This window comes from Allomuricauda sp. NFXS6, assembly GCF_040148835.1.
Taxonomy (GTDB): Bacteria; Bacteroidota; Bacteroidia; order Flavobacteriales; family Flavobacteriaceae; genus Flagellimonas.
Map to the genome: position 1 here is coordinate 562,960 of NZ_JAGEMG010000001.1, position 16,703 is coordinate 579,662.

Annotated in this window: 14 protein-coding genes; 4 read left to right on the top strand and 10 right to left on the bottom strand. The window is 41.4% G+C overall.

The genetic code is table 11. The annotated features are described in order from the left end of the window. Positions 1-125 precede the first annotated feature (125 nt). Positions 126-1,313 carry a formylglycine-generating enzyme family protein gene (locus tag J4E06_RS02380; protein WP_349522446.1) on the bottom strand — a complete coding sequence of 396 codons (1,188 nt, stop codon included), beginning with the start codon at positions 1,311-1,313 and terminating at the stop codon, positions 126-128. A gap of 257 nt (positions 1,314-1,570) precedes the next feature. On the opposite strand from J4E06_RS02380, the gene J4E06_RS02385 reads away from it, so the two are divergent. Together J4E06_RS02385 and J4E06_RS02390 are read left to right on the top strand one after the other, a co-directional pair. After that, a complete protein-coding gene (locus J4E06_RS02385) occupies positions 1,571-2,716 on the top strand; it encodes a helix-turn-helix domain-containing protein (RefSeq protein ID WP_349522447.1) in 1,146 nt (381 codons plus the stop codon). Positions 2,717-2,753: 37 nt separating this feature from the next. Next, positions 2,754-4,160 carry a S41 family peptidase gene (locus J4E06_RS02390; RefSeq protein WP_349522448.1) on the top strand — a complete coding sequence of 469 codons (1,407 nt, stop codon included), beginning with the start codon at positions 2,754-2,756 and terminating at the stop codon, positions 4,158-4,160. A gap of 48 nt (positions 4,161-4,208) precedes the next feature. Here J4E06_RS02390 and J4E06_RS02395 read toward each other — a convergent pair whose 3' ends face one another. After that, the gene (locus J4E06_RS02395; RefSeq protein ID WP_349522449.1) at positions 4,209-4,973 is read right to left on the bottom strand and encodes a 3-keto-disaccharide hydrolase; all 765 of its coding nucleotides are present in this window, start codon (positions 4,971-4,973) and stop codon (positions 4,209-4,211) included. A 151-nt stretch (positions 4,974-5,124) separates the two neighbouring features. On the opposite strand from J4E06_RS02395, the gene trxA reads away from it, so the two are divergent. Next, entirely contained in the window at positions 5,125-5,424 is a 300-nt protein-coding gene (gene trxA, locus J4E06_RS02400) for a thioredoxin (RefSeq protein WP_349522450.1), read from the top strand. A gap of 2 nt (positions 5,425-5,426) precedes the next feature. Here trxA and J4E06_RS02405 read toward each other — a convergent pair whose 3' ends face one another. The 8 genes from J4E06_RS02405 to J4E06_RS02440 all read right to left on the bottom strand — a co-directional run bounded on the left by J4E06_RS02405 (position 5,427) and on the right by J4E06_RS02440 (position 15,727). Beyond that, on the bottom strand, positions 5,427-6,287 hold the full coding sequence (locus J4E06_RS02405) for a universal stress protein (RefSeq protein ID WP_349522451.1): 861 nt from the start codon (positions 6,285-6,287) through the stop codon (positions 5,427-5,429). A gap of 4 nt (positions 6,288-6,291) precedes the next feature. Further along, positions 6,292-7,137, bottom strand: coding sequence for a universal stress protein (locus tag J4E06_RS02410; protein WP_349522452.1), 846 nt, complete (start codon positions 7,135-7,137; stop codon positions 6,292-6,294). A gap of 271 nt (positions 7,138-7,408) precedes the next feature. Then, positions 7,409-9,028 (bottom strand): sodium:solute symporter, encoded by a 1,620-nt coding sequence (locus tag J4E06_RS02415; protein ID WP_349522453.1) that lies wholly within the window; start codon positions 9,026-9,028, stop codon positions 7,409-7,411. Positions 9,029-9,038: 10 nt separating this feature from the next. Beyond that, positions 9,039-10,226, bottom strand: a complete 1,188-nt coding sequence (locus J4E06_RS02420; protein WP_502877324.1) for an aldose epimerase family protein — start codon at positions 10,224-10,226, stop codon at positions 9,039-9,041. A 21-nt stretch (positions 10,227-10,247) separates the two neighbouring features. Then, positions 10,248-11,753: an L-arabinose isomerase gene (araA, locus tag J4E06_RS02425; protein WP_349522455.1), complete on the bottom strand. Its 1,506-nt coding sequence runs from the start codon at positions 11,751-11,753 to the stop codon at positions 10,248-10,250. 12 nt (positions 11,754-11,765) lie between these two features. After that, on the bottom strand, positions 11,766-12,467 hold the full coding sequence (locus J4E06_RS02430; protein WP_349522456.1) for an L-ribulose-5-phosphate 4-epimerase: 702 nt from the start codon (positions 12,465-12,467) through the stop codon (positions 11,766-11,768). Between the two features lie 3 nt (positions 12,468-12,470). After that, positions 12,471-14,147: a ribulokinase gene (locus J4E06_RS02435; protein ID WP_349522457.1), complete on the bottom strand. Its 1,677-nt coding sequence runs from the start codon at positions 14,145-14,147 to the stop codon at positions 12,471-12,473. 32 nt (positions 14,148-14,179) lie between these two features. Beyond that, the gene (locus tag J4E06_RS02440; protein ID WP_349522458.1) at positions 14,180-15,727 is read right to left on the bottom strand and encodes an alpha-N-arabinofuranosidase; all 1,548 of its coding nucleotides are present in this window, start codon (positions 15,725-15,727) and stop codon (positions 14,180-14,182) included. Positions 15,728-15,966: 239 nt separating this feature from the next. Between J4E06_RS02440 and J4E06_RS02445 the strand changes: the two genes are divergently transcribed. Next, positions 15,967-16,701 (top strand): NUDIX hydrolase, encoded by a 735-nt coding sequence (locus J4E06_RS02445; protein ID WP_421812834.1) that lies wholly within the window; start codon positions 15,967-15,969, stop codon positions 16,699-16,701. Positions 16,702-16,703 lie beyond the last annotated feature (2 nt).

Consider the following 16,703-nt stretch of genomic DNA (forward strand, 5'->3'; position numbering starts at 1 on the left):
CCTATCCTGCTAATGCAGCTTTTTATGTCATAGAATGTACAATTCCTTTAGATTCCACTTAAAGGTCTTCAAAACAAAACTTAAAACCAGTAGGTTGCTGATTTCAAGTTATTTCTTAGCTATGATTATCGCACCTCTCTCACACATCTAAATCCAACATGTTGCATACCGGAATCAGGGCTTAAACGCATTCTTCGCGAATTTCTGAATCCTGAGCACCAATCGTCATTACATAAAAATGACCCGCCACGGACCACTTTATTGGTCGCTTGTTGGTTATAGACCTCACTGGTCTTCTCTGGTCCCTGTGGGTTTAAAGCCGTTCCACCTTCATTTTTCAAAATTTGATAGTAATCGGCTCCATACCAGTCCAAGGTCCACTCCCAAACGTTCCCCGAAATATCATACAAACCATAAGCATTGGGGGGGAAGGACTTTACGGGCGCCAGAGCTTCAAAACCATCTTCTACCGTATTTTCATAAGGAAAGTTTCCTTGTAAAAAATTACCTCTTTGGTCGGTGTCGCCTACAATTTCGTTGCCCCATGGGTACATGGTGTTATTACTGCCAGCCCGCATGGCATATTCATATTCCGCCTCTGTGGGCAAACGTTTATTGGCCCATTTTGCATAGGCCATTGCATCGTACCAGGAAACCTGGGTTACCGGCATGTTCAAGATCTCTTCCAACGCTGGATTACTGCCATCGGGGTTTTTCCAATCAACCCCTTTTTGAAAAGACCACCAATTGGCCAAGTTATCTTTTGGAGTGCCTTCCGGAACATATTGAAACACCAAAGCACCAGCTTTCAGCATCTCTTCATCGGGTTTGGGCGTTCCTGGGGGCAATTGTTTTTTCAATTCCTCCCAGTCCACATCATACTCCGCAACCGTTTTGTAACCTGTTGCTTCAACAAACTCCAAAAATTGCTTTACGGTAACTTCGTGTTCATCCATATAAAAATCCGAAACCTGAACAGCGTGTTTGGGAAATTCATCCGGTTGGGGCAATGCCGTAGGAGGCATTCCTTCCGTATTCGTGGGCATATCTCCTCCCATATCAAACGTCCCTCCTTGTATCAGCACCATACCCGAAGTGTCTGTCAACCTTTCCTCTTCTGGAGCTATGCTTCCAATGTCCGCCAAAGCATTCATATCAAGGTATTGTTTTCCAATCAAGGAATCGGAGGGTATATAACAATAGTGATTCGCCGATACTATTTCAGTTTCCGTGTCTGCTTGTTTTTCCTTTGGCTTGCACATTACAAGAACAGGAATACAAAACAGGAAGGTGATGATTTTGAAACTTTTCATTTTCATTAGGTTCACCTAGATATTTTAATTGAAGTTCTTAATTAAAAAGATAAATGTAGCCATTTAGGATTAGGTCAAACTATTCACCTGCACATAAATGTAATTGTACCAATACAGTTAATAGTGATAATAATAGTTTGTGTAGGCCCAATGACCATTTTTCGTTGAAACTATAATCGTTAGACAGAGAAAATGATGGCGCCGTGAAATCAAACACGACATTGTTGCCCATAGAAATTAGCTAACTTAGCGACCTGATGAGTTCGCCAAATCCAATTTTAACCACAATCATATTTGTATTTTCCGTGCAGGCCATTGTTTTGGGCGTTCTATTGCTTACCAAGCGCCCACGGAGCCAGTCCAACATATTTTTATCGCTTCTTATTTTCTTCTTTGCCCTAATGGCATTGAATATCGCCTTGGTAAATGTACTTAGCAGTTATGATATGATGGATACCTTTAGGTATGTACAACTAGAACTACTTTATGGCATTGGCCCGGCACTGTACTTTTACACCAAAAGCATTACGGACAATGACTTCAAAATTTCAAAAAAAGACCTGATTCATTTTGTCCCATTGGCATTGGAATTTATTTTTTACCGAACCGCTTTTTATAGATTGGGTGCCGACGGCCTTTACCAAACACCTTCACATCCCTATACTAAATTCTACTTGGCGGAACAGTGGCTGGGTATTTTATCCATTACCATTTATAGTATCATATCACTATTGGTACTGTTCCGATATCAAAATTGGTTAAAACAGCAATTTTCCAACTTGGAAAACAAATCATTGAATTGGTTAAAACTTCCCATAATCATTTATGCTGTATTTTGGATAGGCTGGATGGTTTTGACCGAGATTGACCGTTTTGTTTTTGATAGGGGTTTAAGGGACGCCTACTTCCTGCCCACTTTTGTTGGATTGGCCTTAATAACCTACTGGATTGGTTTTAAGGGTTACTTAAAAGCCCGCACAGAAACTTCGGGTTACTCCTCAAAAAAGGCACTATTAGAAGATAATACACACAATTTGGCGTGGGCAAAAGAAATCACCAAAGTGATGGAAAGCCAAAAACCTTATTTGAATCCTGAACTGGATTTGAGTAAATTGTCGGAACTCGTGAACTTGAATCCGAAACAAGTTTCCCACACCATCAATCGTAGTTTTTCCAAAAACTTTTACGAGTACGTAAACAGCTATCGCGTGGAAGCATTTAAACAATTGGCAGCTGAACCCAAAAACAAAAAATTGACCCTGCTAGGCCTTGCATTTGATTGTGGTTTTAAATCCAAATCCACTTTTAATGATGTCTTTAAAAAAACAACTGGAAAAACACCTAGTCAATATGTAAATCAGCTCAAAAAAGAGTCCGAAAAGAAGCAGTCGGTCGCTTCGTAAATACAATGAAACTAGTTTTGCGGAAAATTTAAATTTGATGAAACCCACTTTTTTATCCTCGACCTCTTTTTGTAAGCTCTTCCTTGTTCTAGGTTTATTCTTTGGTGTAAACCTACATTCACAAAATCTTTTTTCCAGAAATGACGTTTTGCAAGATTTGGCGTTTTTAAAGGGATCCCTTGAAGAGACACATTACAACCTCTACGCCTATACCCCAAAACAAGAGTTTGATGAAAACTACAACCAAGTCAAAAATGAAATAAGCAAGGATAACTTCAATTTATTGGAGGTGACCTCGCTTTTCCAAAAAGTAATTTCAAAAGCAAACAACGGTCATACCGAAATAGGATTTCCAGGCAACTCTTATGGCGCTTATGCCAATGCTGGTGGTACTCTTTTTCCTTTGGAAATAGCCTTTGAAGATGGGAAATCCCTAGTCCGAAAAAATTGGTCCAACAACGATGCCATTAAAGTTGGTGCTGAAATCCTTAGCATTAATAGCGTTTCGATGACAGCGATTTTATCAGAAATATATCCTTTGATTTCCGCAGAACGTCGCTATTTTAAAAATGCCAAACTAGAACTGTATTCTTTCCCAAGATATTACTGGCAGGTTTATGGTAAAGAAGACAGTTTTGAGGTTGAGATCAAATCGGATGGGGTTACAAAAACCTACGTGGTCGATGCCGTAGATTTGATCCAGGGCTATGAAATGAAAAGAAAGGAGTTGATCAATTCTGAACGAAAGTTGGAATTTATTGGGGAATCCGCCTACATCAAATCTGGTAATTTTGGCGGGGATGAAGAAAAATACCAACAATTTATTGATTCTGCTTTCACTCAAATAAAAGAGAGAAAAAGCAAAAATCTCATCATAGACTTAAGAAACAATGGAGGTGGAGACGATTCCTACAGCAATTATTTGGTATCCTATTTTTCGGACAGGCCTTTTAAATGGAACTCAAGCTTTAAGCTAAAAACCAGTAAGTTTTTAAAGGAACATACCCGAAAAAATTATGATACAACGAATGCATTTTGGCAAAGTGTGCTCAATCATAAAAATGGTGAAGTTTACGATTATGAATTCGAACCTTACCAACCTCAACCCAAAACTAAAAGGTTCTTGGGAAAAGTCTATGTCTTGGTCAACAGACAATCGCACTCGCAAGCAACGGTTACGGCAGCCCAAATTCAAGATTACGGTTTTGCCACCATTGTTGGCGAAGAAACTGGAGAGTATCCTTCACTCTATGCGTCTATCTTTCAATTTAAGTTGCCTAATACCCAAATCCCTGTCAATGTTTCCAAAGGAAAAATAGTACGTGTCAATGGAAGCACCGTAGAAGCAGGTGTAATTCCCGATATTTATATCAAAGACCATTTGTTGGACGAAGAGGATGAGATATTGGAGGGGCTTTTGCAAAAAATACGATCAAATGATTAGGTTGCTTTTCCCATTCCTGTCTTTTTGGCGAAAAGGGCCATTGCCCTTTTACAACTCCCTGATTTTTATATTTCGGAACCAGGTTTCAAAATACCAGTATTGCAATGCAATTTTACCTTCGGTTGTCTTGCCAAATTCGGGGTATTTGGAGAAATGGGTCTCGGCAATTTTACTTTTCCATTCCGGTGAGCTAAAGTCTTCTTTGGCCGTTAAGACTCCATTAAGATAAAACTCTACTTTTCCATCTACTTGTTTTATTCTGGTTTTGTTCCAATTGCCCTGTTTAATCTCAACTTTATTTTGTTGTGGCTGAAAAACATACAGACAACCCGGTCGCTTTTCCGGTAGGTCGTAATCCATATGGTCCGCACCCAAAATTTGATATTCGGGGCCACTTTGCCAAGCAGTTGGAACATTTGGCAATTCCTGTACGTTTATAAAAATACCGCTATTTCCATTCCCGGAGACTTTCCAATCCAATGTTAACTCGTAATTTTCATAAGGTTGGTCGGTAACCAAATCTCCCGCCTTCAAGGATTCGTCATTAACGTTGCTATGCAGCTCACCATCCACTACTTCCCAAACCGATTCAGTTTCCGAATCGTTGTAAAGGTGCCAGCCCTCCATCGTCTCTCCATCAAAAAGCAATTCCCATCCTTCTTCTTTTTCAACCTCCAACAATTGATTATGGGTCGCGTTCTCCACTGCCACCTTTTTGGTTCGCCAAGTATCCGTTTCCTCACTTTTTTTCTCGGTTTTACAGGATGCCATAATCAAAAGGGCAAGAATGCATCCAGTTATTTTTGTGTGCATATGAAATGTAATTTGTTTAGATGTGCAGCGATTAAAGATAGAAAAAGTATCCGACCCTGCATGTTTAAGGTTCTTTTCTTGGCTGGGTGACCTAAGTCACTTTAAGAAATTGTCGGTTTTTATAAATTGCGGGCACTAATTTTTGAGAACGATGAAAGGAAATTTTGCAAATTTGATCAACAACGACCAATTGACACTTGTAGATTTTTCCGCGGAATGGTGCGGGCCCTGTAAGATGCTCGCTCCTATTTTAAAACAAGTGAAGGATGAAATGGGTGATTCTTTAAAAGTTGTAAAAATAGATGTCGACAAAAACCAGAACCTTGCCAATACGTATCAGGTAAGAGGAGTTCCTACTTTAATATTCTTTAAAAATGGCGAACAACTTTGGAGAAAATCGGGTGTACTTCAAAAAGGGGAAATTGTACAGTTGGCCAAATCATTTTTATAGCCCTACTCGAATAGATGAATGACCAAAAAGGGAACCTTGGAATTAAAGGTCACTTTTTTAATCACGGGCTCACGGGTTAATCTTTCAAAGAAAGAATGGTCCTGATTTATCATGATCACCATGTCAATATCCCTATCTTCATCGATCAACTGCTGAATCGTATGGTTTACGGAAATTTCTTTTTCTACCTCCACGAATTCATAATTGATGGATTCTAACCGTCTCTCCAATGTTTTCTTGGAAGCCTTTTGTTCGGAAGTAAGGGCATCCAAACTACCTACATGGGCAATCCAAAGCTTGGTATTAAAATGTTTAACAAGGTTCAATAGAGGCTTAAGCTCGTAATTCTCAAAAAGATGCTCATAACCTGTTGCCAAAAGCATGGCATCCAATTTACCATCTTGTTTATAATCATCTGGAACCGCTATTACCGGGCAAAAATCGATTTCCTTGATTACCTTGTAGGTGTTGCTGCCCATAAAAACCTCTTTTAAACCGGAAGCCCCTTTGGTCCCCATAATGATATAATCGATTTCCTCTTTATAAACGGTCTTGCCTATGGCATTGACCAACGTATCCATTATAGACCTTGTTTTAAACGTATGCTCTGGATTAATATCAAAGCTTTTGATTTTTTCCAGCTCTATTTGCAGATCGCGTTTAGATTGCTCTTTGATCAAATTGTACAGTCGTGTATCGTTGGCACCTGCCATTTTGGTTGATAGGCCCGACGCCCCCACCTGATAGGAGTTCAATACAAAAAAATCGCAGGGAACCTCTTTGAATATCGTTAGGGCGTATGCAATGGCATTCCATGCATTTTTGGAAAAGTCCGTGGGCAATACAATCCGTTTCTTTCTCATCGCACTACCGTTTTAAGTTCTGCATGACCATAAATGGTATTTTAATTTTTAATCCCAGTAAATCCACGGTGGATCTGTAGAGCATATCTTCAAAAAAAGAGTGACGGGAATTTATCATCACCAGCATACCAGCTTCTTTCTGCTCAATCTGTTCCAAAATCAACTCAGCCTTGTTCTTTACGGGTGCGGTTTCAAAATATAAATAGGCTTTGCTCAAGGTACCTTCCAAAAACATCCTATTGTCCTCTTGTCTTGGGCTTAGTTCGTCAAAATCCGTAATGTACAGGCAATGTACCTTAGATTTAAATTTACCTGCCAAATCACCTAGAAGTTTTAGTTCCCTTCGTTTGTAGGGCAGCAGATAGTCCGTTGGAAAAAGAATAGCCTTGGGTTGCCTGTACTCAAAATCCTCAGGAACGGCCAATACGGGGCACTTTACATATTTAAATATTTCAATGGTATAGCTTCCAAATGTGGTGCTATGGTTACTTGTTTCCCCTTTTGTGCCCATCACCACCAGATCAATGTTCATTTCATCTACAAAATCGTTCACCCCATCAACCAAATTATCAAAACTTGCAACGGTCTCAAAATTATGTAGCGGGTTCGGTGGTTCACCGATTACGGAGTTGACCAATTTGTCCAATTTCTTTTCGGTTTGCTCCTTTTTTTCATTTTTGAGTTTATCAACCTCCTCCTTTGTTGCTGTTTTATAGGCGCCGTAAACCTCTTCCCCATAGGCATGCAACACAAAAAAACAGGCGCGTTCACATTTAAAAAGCTCTTTTGCATATTGCAAAGCATGTAAAGCATTTTTGGAAAAATCGGTAGGGATCAATACGGTTTTCATGGGTATCTCGCTTTTACCAAAGATAAATCGATGAAAACGTATAAAAAATGACGTAGGTCACGATATTGATAGAAAATATCTTACATACCCTTTATTTTGAAGGACTCCCATAAAACAATAGTGGTTGTCTAAAAAATATTGAAATGCGTCATTCTGAATTCATTTCAGAATCTCATCATACTGATAAACCAATTGTTATGAGAGTCTGAGACAAGTTCAGGTTGACGAAAACCTACCTTTCAGACAGCCTCAATTATATATTCAAATATTATTATTTACCATTAAACCATATCATCACATAGGCAACGATAGCTATAATAATGACGGAAATGGCAATATCTTTCCAATTGTAGCTGTTTTTGTTCTTCTTTCTTTCTTCATCAGAAATTGTAGCATAGGTAAGGTTCTTTAGCTTTTCATCTGATGGTGCCGGAGTAGCATAACTCACGACCACAATCAATATAATACAAAAAAGGAAGAACCATGATGCAAAGGACAAGAAGTTCATATCTCCCAAAAGATACCAGAAACTGTCCGGGTCCAATGAATCCTTGACCAATTCAAGAACAATTCTCAATGCCCCGACGATAAATCCAACCACCATAGTCACAAATGCCCCTTGGGAATTAATTCGTTTGTGGAAAATACCCAAAAGGAAAACTGCTGTAATGGGTGGTGCGATATAAGATTGAACACTTTGTAGGTACTCGTAGAGCACCCCGGAGATATTGGCCATGATCGGAATCCAAATAATACCAATGATCACAACTATTATGGTTGCAATCTGACCTGTCCTCACCAATTTTTTCTCTGGCGCATTGGGTCTTATTTTTTTATAGATGTCCACCGTAAACAAGGTAGAGCACGAATTAAATACGGAAGCCAAAGAACTCATCAAAGCAGCCAAAAGTCCTGCTGCTACCAACCCTCGAAGTCCCGATGGCAACAAGTTGCTCATCAAAACAGGGAATGCTTCATCTGGACTGTCCCAATGTAATTCTCCTCTCATTTTTAAGGTGAGGGCAATCACACCCGGAATCAAGAACAAGAATACCGGGAAAAGTTTTAATAACGCACCGAAAATGGTACCTCTCCTACCCTCTTTGATATTTTTTGCGGTCAATGCTCGTTGCACGATGTACTGGTCCGTACACCAATACCAGATTCCAGTTATAGTACTGGCAATAAGCAATGAAGGCCAAGGGAAATCAGGGTCTGAGGCCGACCTCCACATATTTAGGTATTCCGGGGTAACGGTTTCTTTCATGCTTTCCCATCCGCCTACGTGATCTAAACCAATAAACGTAAGCGCAGCAGCTCCAATCACCAAAATGATGGCCTGCAAGGTTTCGGTATACACCACGGCACGCATACCTCCAAGCACAGTGTAAATTCCTGTAAGCACAACGGTAGCTATGGCTCCTGTCCAAAAATCAATTCCAAGAAGTGCGGAAACCACAACTCCCCCTGCGTAAATGGTCACGGAAATTTTGGTGAGCACATAGGCCACGATGGAAAATACGGAAAGAATCCACCTGGCTCTTGCATCAAAACGCTTTTCCAAAAATTCGGGCATGGTAAACACTCCCGCTCTTGCATAAAAGGGCAAGAACACCCAACCTAAGATCAGTACAATCCAAGCTTGTATTTCATAGATCAACATGGGCAAGCGGTCTCCCGCACCCGCTCCTGCAAGTCCCACAACGTGCTCAGAACCAATGTTCGATGCAAAAATGGAAGCACCGACCACAAACCACCCTACATTTCTGCCCGCCAAAAAATAATCTTCGGTGTTGTTTTCCTTTTTTCGAATTACCCATAAAGCGATTCCCAGAAGGACCAGAAAATAAATGGATATAGCAATCCAATCAAAAGAATCCAGTGTCTGCATAACAGCTTATCTATTTTGTTGATAGTTTGTACATGGTCCTAGAAGAATACATTTCCCCGGGATTTAACCTAACGGAAGGAAAATCGGCCTGGTTGGGGCTATCAGGATAGTGTTGTGTTTCCAAACAGAAACCAGAACGCTTCGCATAGGTACCTCCATCTTTTGCAGGCAATGTGCCATCCAAAAAATTTCCACTGTAAAATTGTATGCCGGGCTCATTCGTATAAACCTCCAATAAACGCCCTGTTTCTCCATGATGGGCCGAGGCTGCCAATCGGAAATCCTTTTCTCCTTCGTTGAGCACCCAACAGTGGTCATAACCTCCACCAAGGCTTAGTTGTTCATTGGCAGCCTCTATCTCTTCGCCGATTGGTTTTGGCTCCTTAAAATTGAAGGGGGTTCCAGCAACCTCCCTAAATTCTCCTGTTGGAATCAAACCACCATCAACGGGCATGTAAGTGTCTGCGTTCAAATAAATTTCGTGATCCAAAACAGGTTCGGAAAGTTGGCCGGAAAGATTAAAATAACTGTGTTGTGTCAAGTTGACAACGGTTGGTTTGTCCGTAACAGCCTCATACTGAATATCCAATTCATTATTATTGGTAAGGGTGTACGTAACTTTTACATCCAATTTCCCGGGGTATCCTTCCTCCCCATCTTCACTGGTGTAGGTGAGCTCGACCGTAGCGCCTTCCTCAGTAGTTTTGGCAACTCCGTCCCATACCACTTTATCGAACCCTTTTTCTCCTCCGTGAAGGTGATTGTCCCCATCGTTTGTGGCCAGAGTGTAGGTCTCTCCATCCAAAGAAAATTTTCCGTTGGCAATACGGTTCCCATAACGGCCAATAAGCGCTCCAAAGTATGGGCTACCATCAAGATATTGTTCCAAACTATCAAAACCTAGGACTACATCCTCATAGTTTCCTTTTTTATCGGGGGCCGTCCAACGAGTCATGATACCACCATAGTTGATGATATCCACTTCCATTCCTGCTTCATTTTTCAAAGTGAATTTCTTCACTTTTGTGCCGTCCGGCATTTCCCCGAAGATGGTTTCTTCAATGGGGTTTTGATTACTTTCGGTTTTTACAGTTTCCATTTCTGACTGGCTTTCTTTTTTGTTTTGCTTACAGCCTATAGTTGTAAAGACCAAAAGTAAAACACCGTAAAATATATAAGGTTTGGCTATCCTCATCATTATAGTTTTATGTTAGTTTGATTACATTCCATGCTGAAACAAATGATAGTAAGCTTCATTGGCGTGGAGTTGATCTTTAAATGCTCTAAGTTTCGTGTCCGAATCTATAACTAAAAGTTCTATCCCAAAAATATCGGCTAAATCTTCCATGTATTCGGTGGTCAGCGCTTGTGTATATACGGTATGGTGGGCTCCGCCGGCATGAATCCAAGCGGTTGCTGCAACTTCCAGATTCGGTTTTGCGTCCCAAAGCACTCGTGCCACAGGTAGTTTTGGCAAATCGGCCATGGGTTCCACGGCCTCCACTTCGTTCACGATCAAACGGAATCTGTTGCCCATATCAACCAAAGAAGCGTTCAACGCTTCCCCTGCTGGAGAGTCAAAAACCAATCGTACAGGATCTTCTTTACCCCCAATACCCAAAGGATGCACTTCGCAAGATGGTTTTGCACTTGCAATGGAAGGACAAATCTCCAACATGTGAGAGCCCAGTACATAATCTTTTTGTGGTGTAAAGTGATAGGTGTAATCCTCCATAAACGAGGTTCCCCCTTCCAATCCTTCGGCCATCACTTTCATGGTTCGGGTCAATGCGGCGGTTTTCCAATCGCCTTCTGCACCAAAACCATAACCATCGGCCATTAAACGCTGTACAGCAAGACCCGGTAGTTGTTTTAGAGCGCCCAGATTCTCGAAAGTATCAGTAAATGCTTTAAAACCACCATCATCCAAAAAGGTTCTAAGTCCCAATTCAATTTTAGCTGAATCAATCAACGATTGTCTTTGCGCTCCATTTTTTTGAAGGGACTCCGATATAGTGTAACTAGCCTCATACTCCTCCACTAGTTGATCAACGGCTTTTTGATCCAATCCATCAATAATATTGGTAATGTCTGATGAATCATAACCGTTCACAGCCACACCAAAACGTAATTGAGCAGCAACTTTATCGCCTTCGGTAACAGCAACTTCTCGCATATTGTCCCCAATTCTGGCCACCTTCATGTGTTGTAATTCATCAGCTCCCAAAGCAACTCGAGCCCAAATGGCTAGTTTTTTTTGAACTCGCTCATCTTTCCAATGCCCCACCACTACTTTACGGTTTTTGCGCATTCTGGACATCATAAATCCAAACTCCCGGTCACCGTGTGCCGATTGATTCAGATTCATAAAATCCATATCAATGCTGTCCCAAGGTATTTTCGCATTGAATTGGGTATGTAAATGGCACAAAGGCTTGCTCAATATCTTGAGTCCCGCAATCCACATTTTAGCCGGAGAAAAGGTGTGCATCCAAGTCACGACCCCTATACATGATGTGGAGTTACTTGCTTCACGACAAAGAGCGGTGATTTCTTGCGGCGTGGTGACAATAGGTTTAAAAACCAAGCTAACAGGCAATTTCTCTGCTGCGTTCAAACCATCAACAATATCTTTTGAATTGCTTGCCACTTGTTTTAAAGTCTCAGGCCCGTACAAATGTTGACTTCCTGTTACAAACCAGATTTCTTTTGCAGCTTTTTTCATTTACGTATTTTTTTACTGACCGTAATAGGCGTTTTTACCATGCTTACGCCCGTAGTGTTTTTTTATTAGTGAATCCTTTAATCTTGGTGCCTGCGGATTAATCTGCAAAGTCAAGTAGGCCATTTGGGCCACCGTTTCCAGTACTTTGGTATTGTAAACCGCTTTGGCAGCGTTTTTGCCCCAAGCAAATGGCCCGTGATTTCCGATCAGTATCATCTCCACTTGCTGATAATCCAATTTTCTTTCTTTGAAGCAATCCAAAATCTGGATGCCTGTATTATGCTCATAATCACCTTTGATAAGTTCGTCGGCCATGGGCGGTGCACAAGGAATATCTTGGGTTAAATGATCGGCGTGTGTTGTTCCAAAGATTGGAATATCCTTTTGGGCCTGTGCCCAAGAAACAGAATACATGGCATGCGTATGGGCCACTCCACCGATGTTTTCCCAATTCGTATACAGGTAACTATGGGTCTTGGTGTCCGATGATGGCCTTAAACTGCCCTCTACTACATTGTTATCGTAATCCATAATGACAATATCCTCGGGCTTTAAAGTCTCATAGGGCACACCACTGGGTTTAATGGCAAAAACCGCATTGTCCCTGTCCACGGCGCTTACATTGCCAAAGGTGTAAATTACAAGTCCAAGGGCATTAAGTTCCATGTTCGCCTCGTAGCATTCTTCTTTAAGCGATTTGTATTTTGAACCCATGGCTTATTTATTTTTGTTGGTTTGTTCTTCCACAAAGTTTCCAAGCTGTTTATATTCTAACAGTAATTTGGCATATACTTCCACTTGGGAGGACTGTGGAAAATATTCTGCTTCAAAGTCACTTCCCATCACTTTACTTGCCTCGATGACGTTTTCATAAATGCCGGAAGCAACGGCTGCATAGATTGCGGCCCCAAGGGCAGGCGCTTGGTCTGACTCTGCCACTTTAATGGGCATGTTGAGCACATTGGCCAAAGTCTGCATGATAAAAGGTGACTTTCGGGCCACACCTCCGATACCGATTACGGTCTCGATTTTAACGCCTTCTTCTTCAAAACGGTCCACGATCATTTTGGCTCCAAAGCAAATGGCATTGACCAACGCCTTAAAAATATGTGGTGCTTTGGTTCCCAAGGAAATACCCGTAATCGCACTTTTCAACTCTTGGTCGGCATCGGGCGTTCTCCTTCCGTTCACCCAATCCAAAGCTACCGGGACCACTTCCGACAAGGGAATGTTTTCAGCTTGTTCCGTCAAAGTACGCATGAATTTTGATTCCAATTCCTCCTTAAGCTCTTTCTTTTGTTGGTCAGATAGGATTTTTGATTCCATGACCAAATTGTCGATGGGCCATTCCAAAACGCTCTTGAACCATGCGAGCACATCGCCAAAAGCGGATTGCCCAGCTTCGAGACCAACCATTCCCGGGATTACAGACCCGTCAACCTGACCACAGATTCCCTTTACAGTCTTATCGCCCAAAGCTTCGTTGGAAGACACCATAATGTCACAGGTCGATGTTCCCATGACCCTCACAAGTGCATGATGGTCCACTTTGGCACCAACCGCACCTGCATGGGCATCAAAAGTTCCTACAGCGATTACCGTGTCTGTCGTTAAGCCCAACTTCTCTGCCCATTCTTTATTTAAATGGCCTGCAATTTCGTTGGAAGTAAAGGTTTCTTCGTACAGATTGTCACGAAGTGATGCTAGATAAGGGTCCAATTGGGACAAAAACTCCTTATCGGGAAGTCCGCCCCAGCTTTCGTGCCACATGGCCTTATGTCCTGCGGCACATCTGCTACGCTTGAATTTTTTCAAATCTTTTTCATCGGCCAACAAATACGTCATAAAATCACAGTGTTCCATCCAGGTATGTGTAGCATCGATTACGTTTTTGTCTGCTCTGGCCACATGAAGTATTTTGGCCCAAAACCATTCAGAAGAATAAATACCTCCTTCATACTTGGTATAGTCCTCGTCGCCCCAATTTCTGGCCAATTCATTGATTTCATTGGCTTCTTTCACCGCGGTATGGTCTTTCCAAAGTACCATCATGGCGTTCGGGTTTTCTTCAAAACCTTGCGTGCATGCTAATGCTGTACCATCTTTTGTCACTGGCATTGGCGAAGACCCTGTGGTATCGATACAGATTCCTTTGACGGTTTCTGGTGACACCTCGCTTTGCTTTATCACGGAGGTTATGGTATGTTCCAATCCTTCGATGTGGTCTAAAGGATGCTGACGAAACTGGTTGATGGACGGTTTACAATATTTTTGTGCTTTCCATCTGGGATACCAGAATACTTCTGAGGCCAACTCCGCCCCATTTTGGGCATCGATCATTACCGCTCTTACCGAGTCGGAACCATAATCGAGTCCTATTACATAGTTTTTCATTTTTTAATAGATCTTCCTAAAAATATGTCCTGCTACTTGTATTCCCCTTGCAAAACAATCAGGGAATGTGCCGGAATGGTCAGGGAAATTTTGTCCTTTTTCAATTTGGCCCCTTTAAATTCCTTTGGGGTCACTTTTTCGGGTTCATCAAAGGAATTGTGGTCTTGCAGCTTGTCCGATGTCAATAGTTGCCCTTTGATGTTTTTGATGCCCAATCCAGCTATATCAAACTCCACAGGCATATCTTTCTCTGGGTCGATATTTACAAGGGAAATATGAATCTTACCGGTTTCGTCCTTTGACGCAGACACCGATAGGACAGGAAGTCCTCTATATTGAGGGTTTTCTTTAATTGTTGAGGGCACCAATTTTGCATCATGGTGCACTTTGTACATGTGCATTACATGGTAAGTAGGGGTTTTGATCATTTTTTCCTCATCCGTGAGTATAACCGCTTGCAACACATTGACCATTTGTGCCAAATTGGCCATTTTCACCCTGCGAGCGTGATTATTGAACGTATTGAGTACGGTGCCGGCAATCATGACATCCCGGATGGTGTTTTGCTGGAACAATACTCCATTTTTCACTTCCTCTTCAGCATCGTACCAACCGCCCCACTCGTCTACAAAAAGGTCCACATTGCCTTCAGGGTCATACTTGTCCATAATTTCGATATGCTTGGTAACATACTCCTCCATTTTCAGCGCTTGTTCCATCGATTTAAAATAGACCTCTTTGTCGAAATTGACGGATGGGCCTTTATCGGACCAATCAAAAACTGCGTAATCGTGAAGCGCAACCGCCTCCATCAATTCATGGGGTACATTTTTCATTAGGGTTTCCGTCCAGTGGTAATCATCTTCAGATGCACCCGATGCAATTCGATACACTTCAGTTTCGCCCGACCATCCTGGCATAAAGGTTGCATATTGCCGGTAGATGTCTGCGTAGTACTCTGCGGTCATATTTCCACCGCAGCCCCAGGTTTCATTTCCAACGCCCCAATATTTAACCTTCCAGGGTTCTTCCCGTCCATTTTCACGGCGCCAATCAGCCATGGGACTTATACCGTCGTGGTTGGTATACTGCACCCAATCGATCAACTCTTGTACCGTTCCGCTTCCAACGTTTGCCGATAGATAAGGTTCCGCACCCAATACTTCACACAGATTTAAAAAGTTATGGGTACCAAAACTGTTGTCCTCTGTAGTTCCTCCCCACCATCGATTTACCATGGTAGGACGATCTTCCTTGGGGCCTACTCCATCTTTCCAATGGTAGGTATCCGCAAAGCAGCCTCCCGGCCACCTTAAATTGGGTATATCAAGCTCCTTAAGGGCTTCAATAATATCGTTTCGCACGCCTGCGGTGTTTGGAATGAGCTTGTTTTCCTCTCCAACATACAACCCTTCATAAATGCAACGCCCCAGATGCTCGGCAAAATGACCATAAATATGTTTACTGACTATGGGAGCTTCAGCATCTTCCATCAAACTGACCTTAATTGAGCTTTGTGCATTGGAAAAAGTAATGAAAAAAAAGGCGGTTGTAATTGTGACATACTTTAAAATTTTCATGTGCATTTGATTTAATATGTTTTTAGTTCTATGTCAAAAACAACAAAATTCCGACACAGTTAGCCTGTAAAAGAACGCGTTAAAACCAATCTTTTACAAGTGTTGTATTTACATTTAATAAATTAACGAAAGTTTTTTGGTTAAAACAAAAAAGATAACACCTCAATTGAAAAAAGTATCCAAAAGATTACTATAAAGAATTGTTTATATTTTAGCATTTGGAATTTATATGTTAAGAAATGTTTGAAGAAAACTTTGAGGTACCAGAAAACCCGAACATGCATCTCAATTATTATCAGAAAGAAGATCAGGTTTTACTGGCGGTGGACTGCATCATCTTTGGGTTTGATAAAGAAAACCTAAAAATATTGCTGATCAAGAGAAACTTTGAGCCTGAAAAAGGAAAGTGGTCATTGATCGGTGGATTCCTCAAAAAAAATGAAAACCTTGACCAAGCTGCGGTAAGAGTTTTGGAAACATTGACCGGTTTGAACGATATATATCTGGAGCAAATCCATACTTATAGTAAAATAGATAGGGATCCAGGACAACGCACTATCTCTGTTGCTTATTACGCCTTGATTGATGTGGACAGCCACCATTTTGATGGGATCCAGATAGATGCCGCACAATGGTTTGATATTAAGGAGGCCCCCGACTTGATATTTGACCATAATGAAATGGTGGAAAAGGCAAAGGCTCGTTTAAGAAGAAGAGCTTTGACCAAACCTATTGGATTTGAACTGCTTCCCGAAAAATTCACGATGAGACAATTACAAAATTTGTACGAGTCGATTCTGGACAAAGAGCTGGATAAACGGAACTTCATCAACAAAATCAACTCCCTTGACGTACTCATCAAATTGGACGAAAAGGACATGAGCGTTTCCCGAAAGGGGGCATACCTCTATGTTTTCGACAAGGAGAAATATCGAAAAAAAGTGGAGGAAGACGGGTTTATCTTCAAAATCTAAAC

Coding starts and splice junctions, on each gene's coding strand:
- J4E06_RS02380 (WP_349522446.1), bottom strand. CDS start 1,313: ATGAAAAGTTTCAAAATCATCACCTTCCTGTTTTGTATTCCTGTTCTT.
- J4E06_RS02385 (WP_349522447.1), top strand. CDS start 1,571: ATGAGTTCGCCAAATCCAATTTTAACCACAATCATATTTGTATTTTCC.
- J4E06_RS02390 (WP_349522448.1), top strand. CDS start 2,754: ATGAAACCCACTTTTTTATCCTCGACCTCTTTTTGTAAGCTCTTCCTT.
- J4E06_RS02395 (WP_349522449.1), bottom strand. CDS start 4,973: ATGCACACAAAAATAACTGGATGCATTCTTGCCCTTTTGATTATGGCA.
- trxA (WP_349522450.1), top strand. CDS start 5,125: ATGAAAGGAAATTTTGCAAATTTGATCAACAACGACCAATTGACACTT.
- J4E06_RS02405 (WP_349522451.1), bottom strand. CDS start 6,287: ATGAGAAAGAAACGGATTGTATTGCCCACGGACTTTTCCAAAAATGCA.
- J4E06_RS02410 (WP_349522452.1), bottom strand. CDS start 7,137: ATGAAAACCGTATTGATCCCTACCGATTTTTCCAAAAATGCTTTACAT.
- J4E06_RS02415 (WP_349522453.1), bottom strand. CDS start 9,028: ATGCAGACACTGGATTCTTTTGATTGGATTGCTATATCCATTTATTTT.
- J4E06_RS02420 (WP_502877324.1), bottom strand. CDS start 10,226: ATGATGAGGATAGCCAAACCTTATATATTTTACGGTGTTTTACTTTTG.
- araA (WP_349522455.1), bottom strand. CDS start 11,753: ATGAAAAAAGCTGCAAAAGAAATCTGGTTTGTAACAGGAAGTCAACAT.
- J4E06_RS02430 (WP_349522456.1), bottom strand. CDS start 12,467: ATGGGTTCAAAATACAAATCGCTTAAAGAAGAATGCTACGAGGCGAAC.
- J4E06_RS02435 (WP_349522457.1), bottom strand. CDS start 14,147: ATGAAAAACTATGTAATAGGACTCGATTATGGTTCCGACTCGGTAAGA.
- J4E06_RS02440 (WP_349522458.1), bottom strand. CDS start 15,727: ATGAAAATTTTAAAGTATGTCACAATTACAACCGCCTTTTTTTTCATT.
- J4E06_RS02445 (WP_421812834.1), top strand. CDS start 15,967: ATGTTTGAAGAAAACTTTGAGGTACCAGAAAACCCGAACATGCATCTC.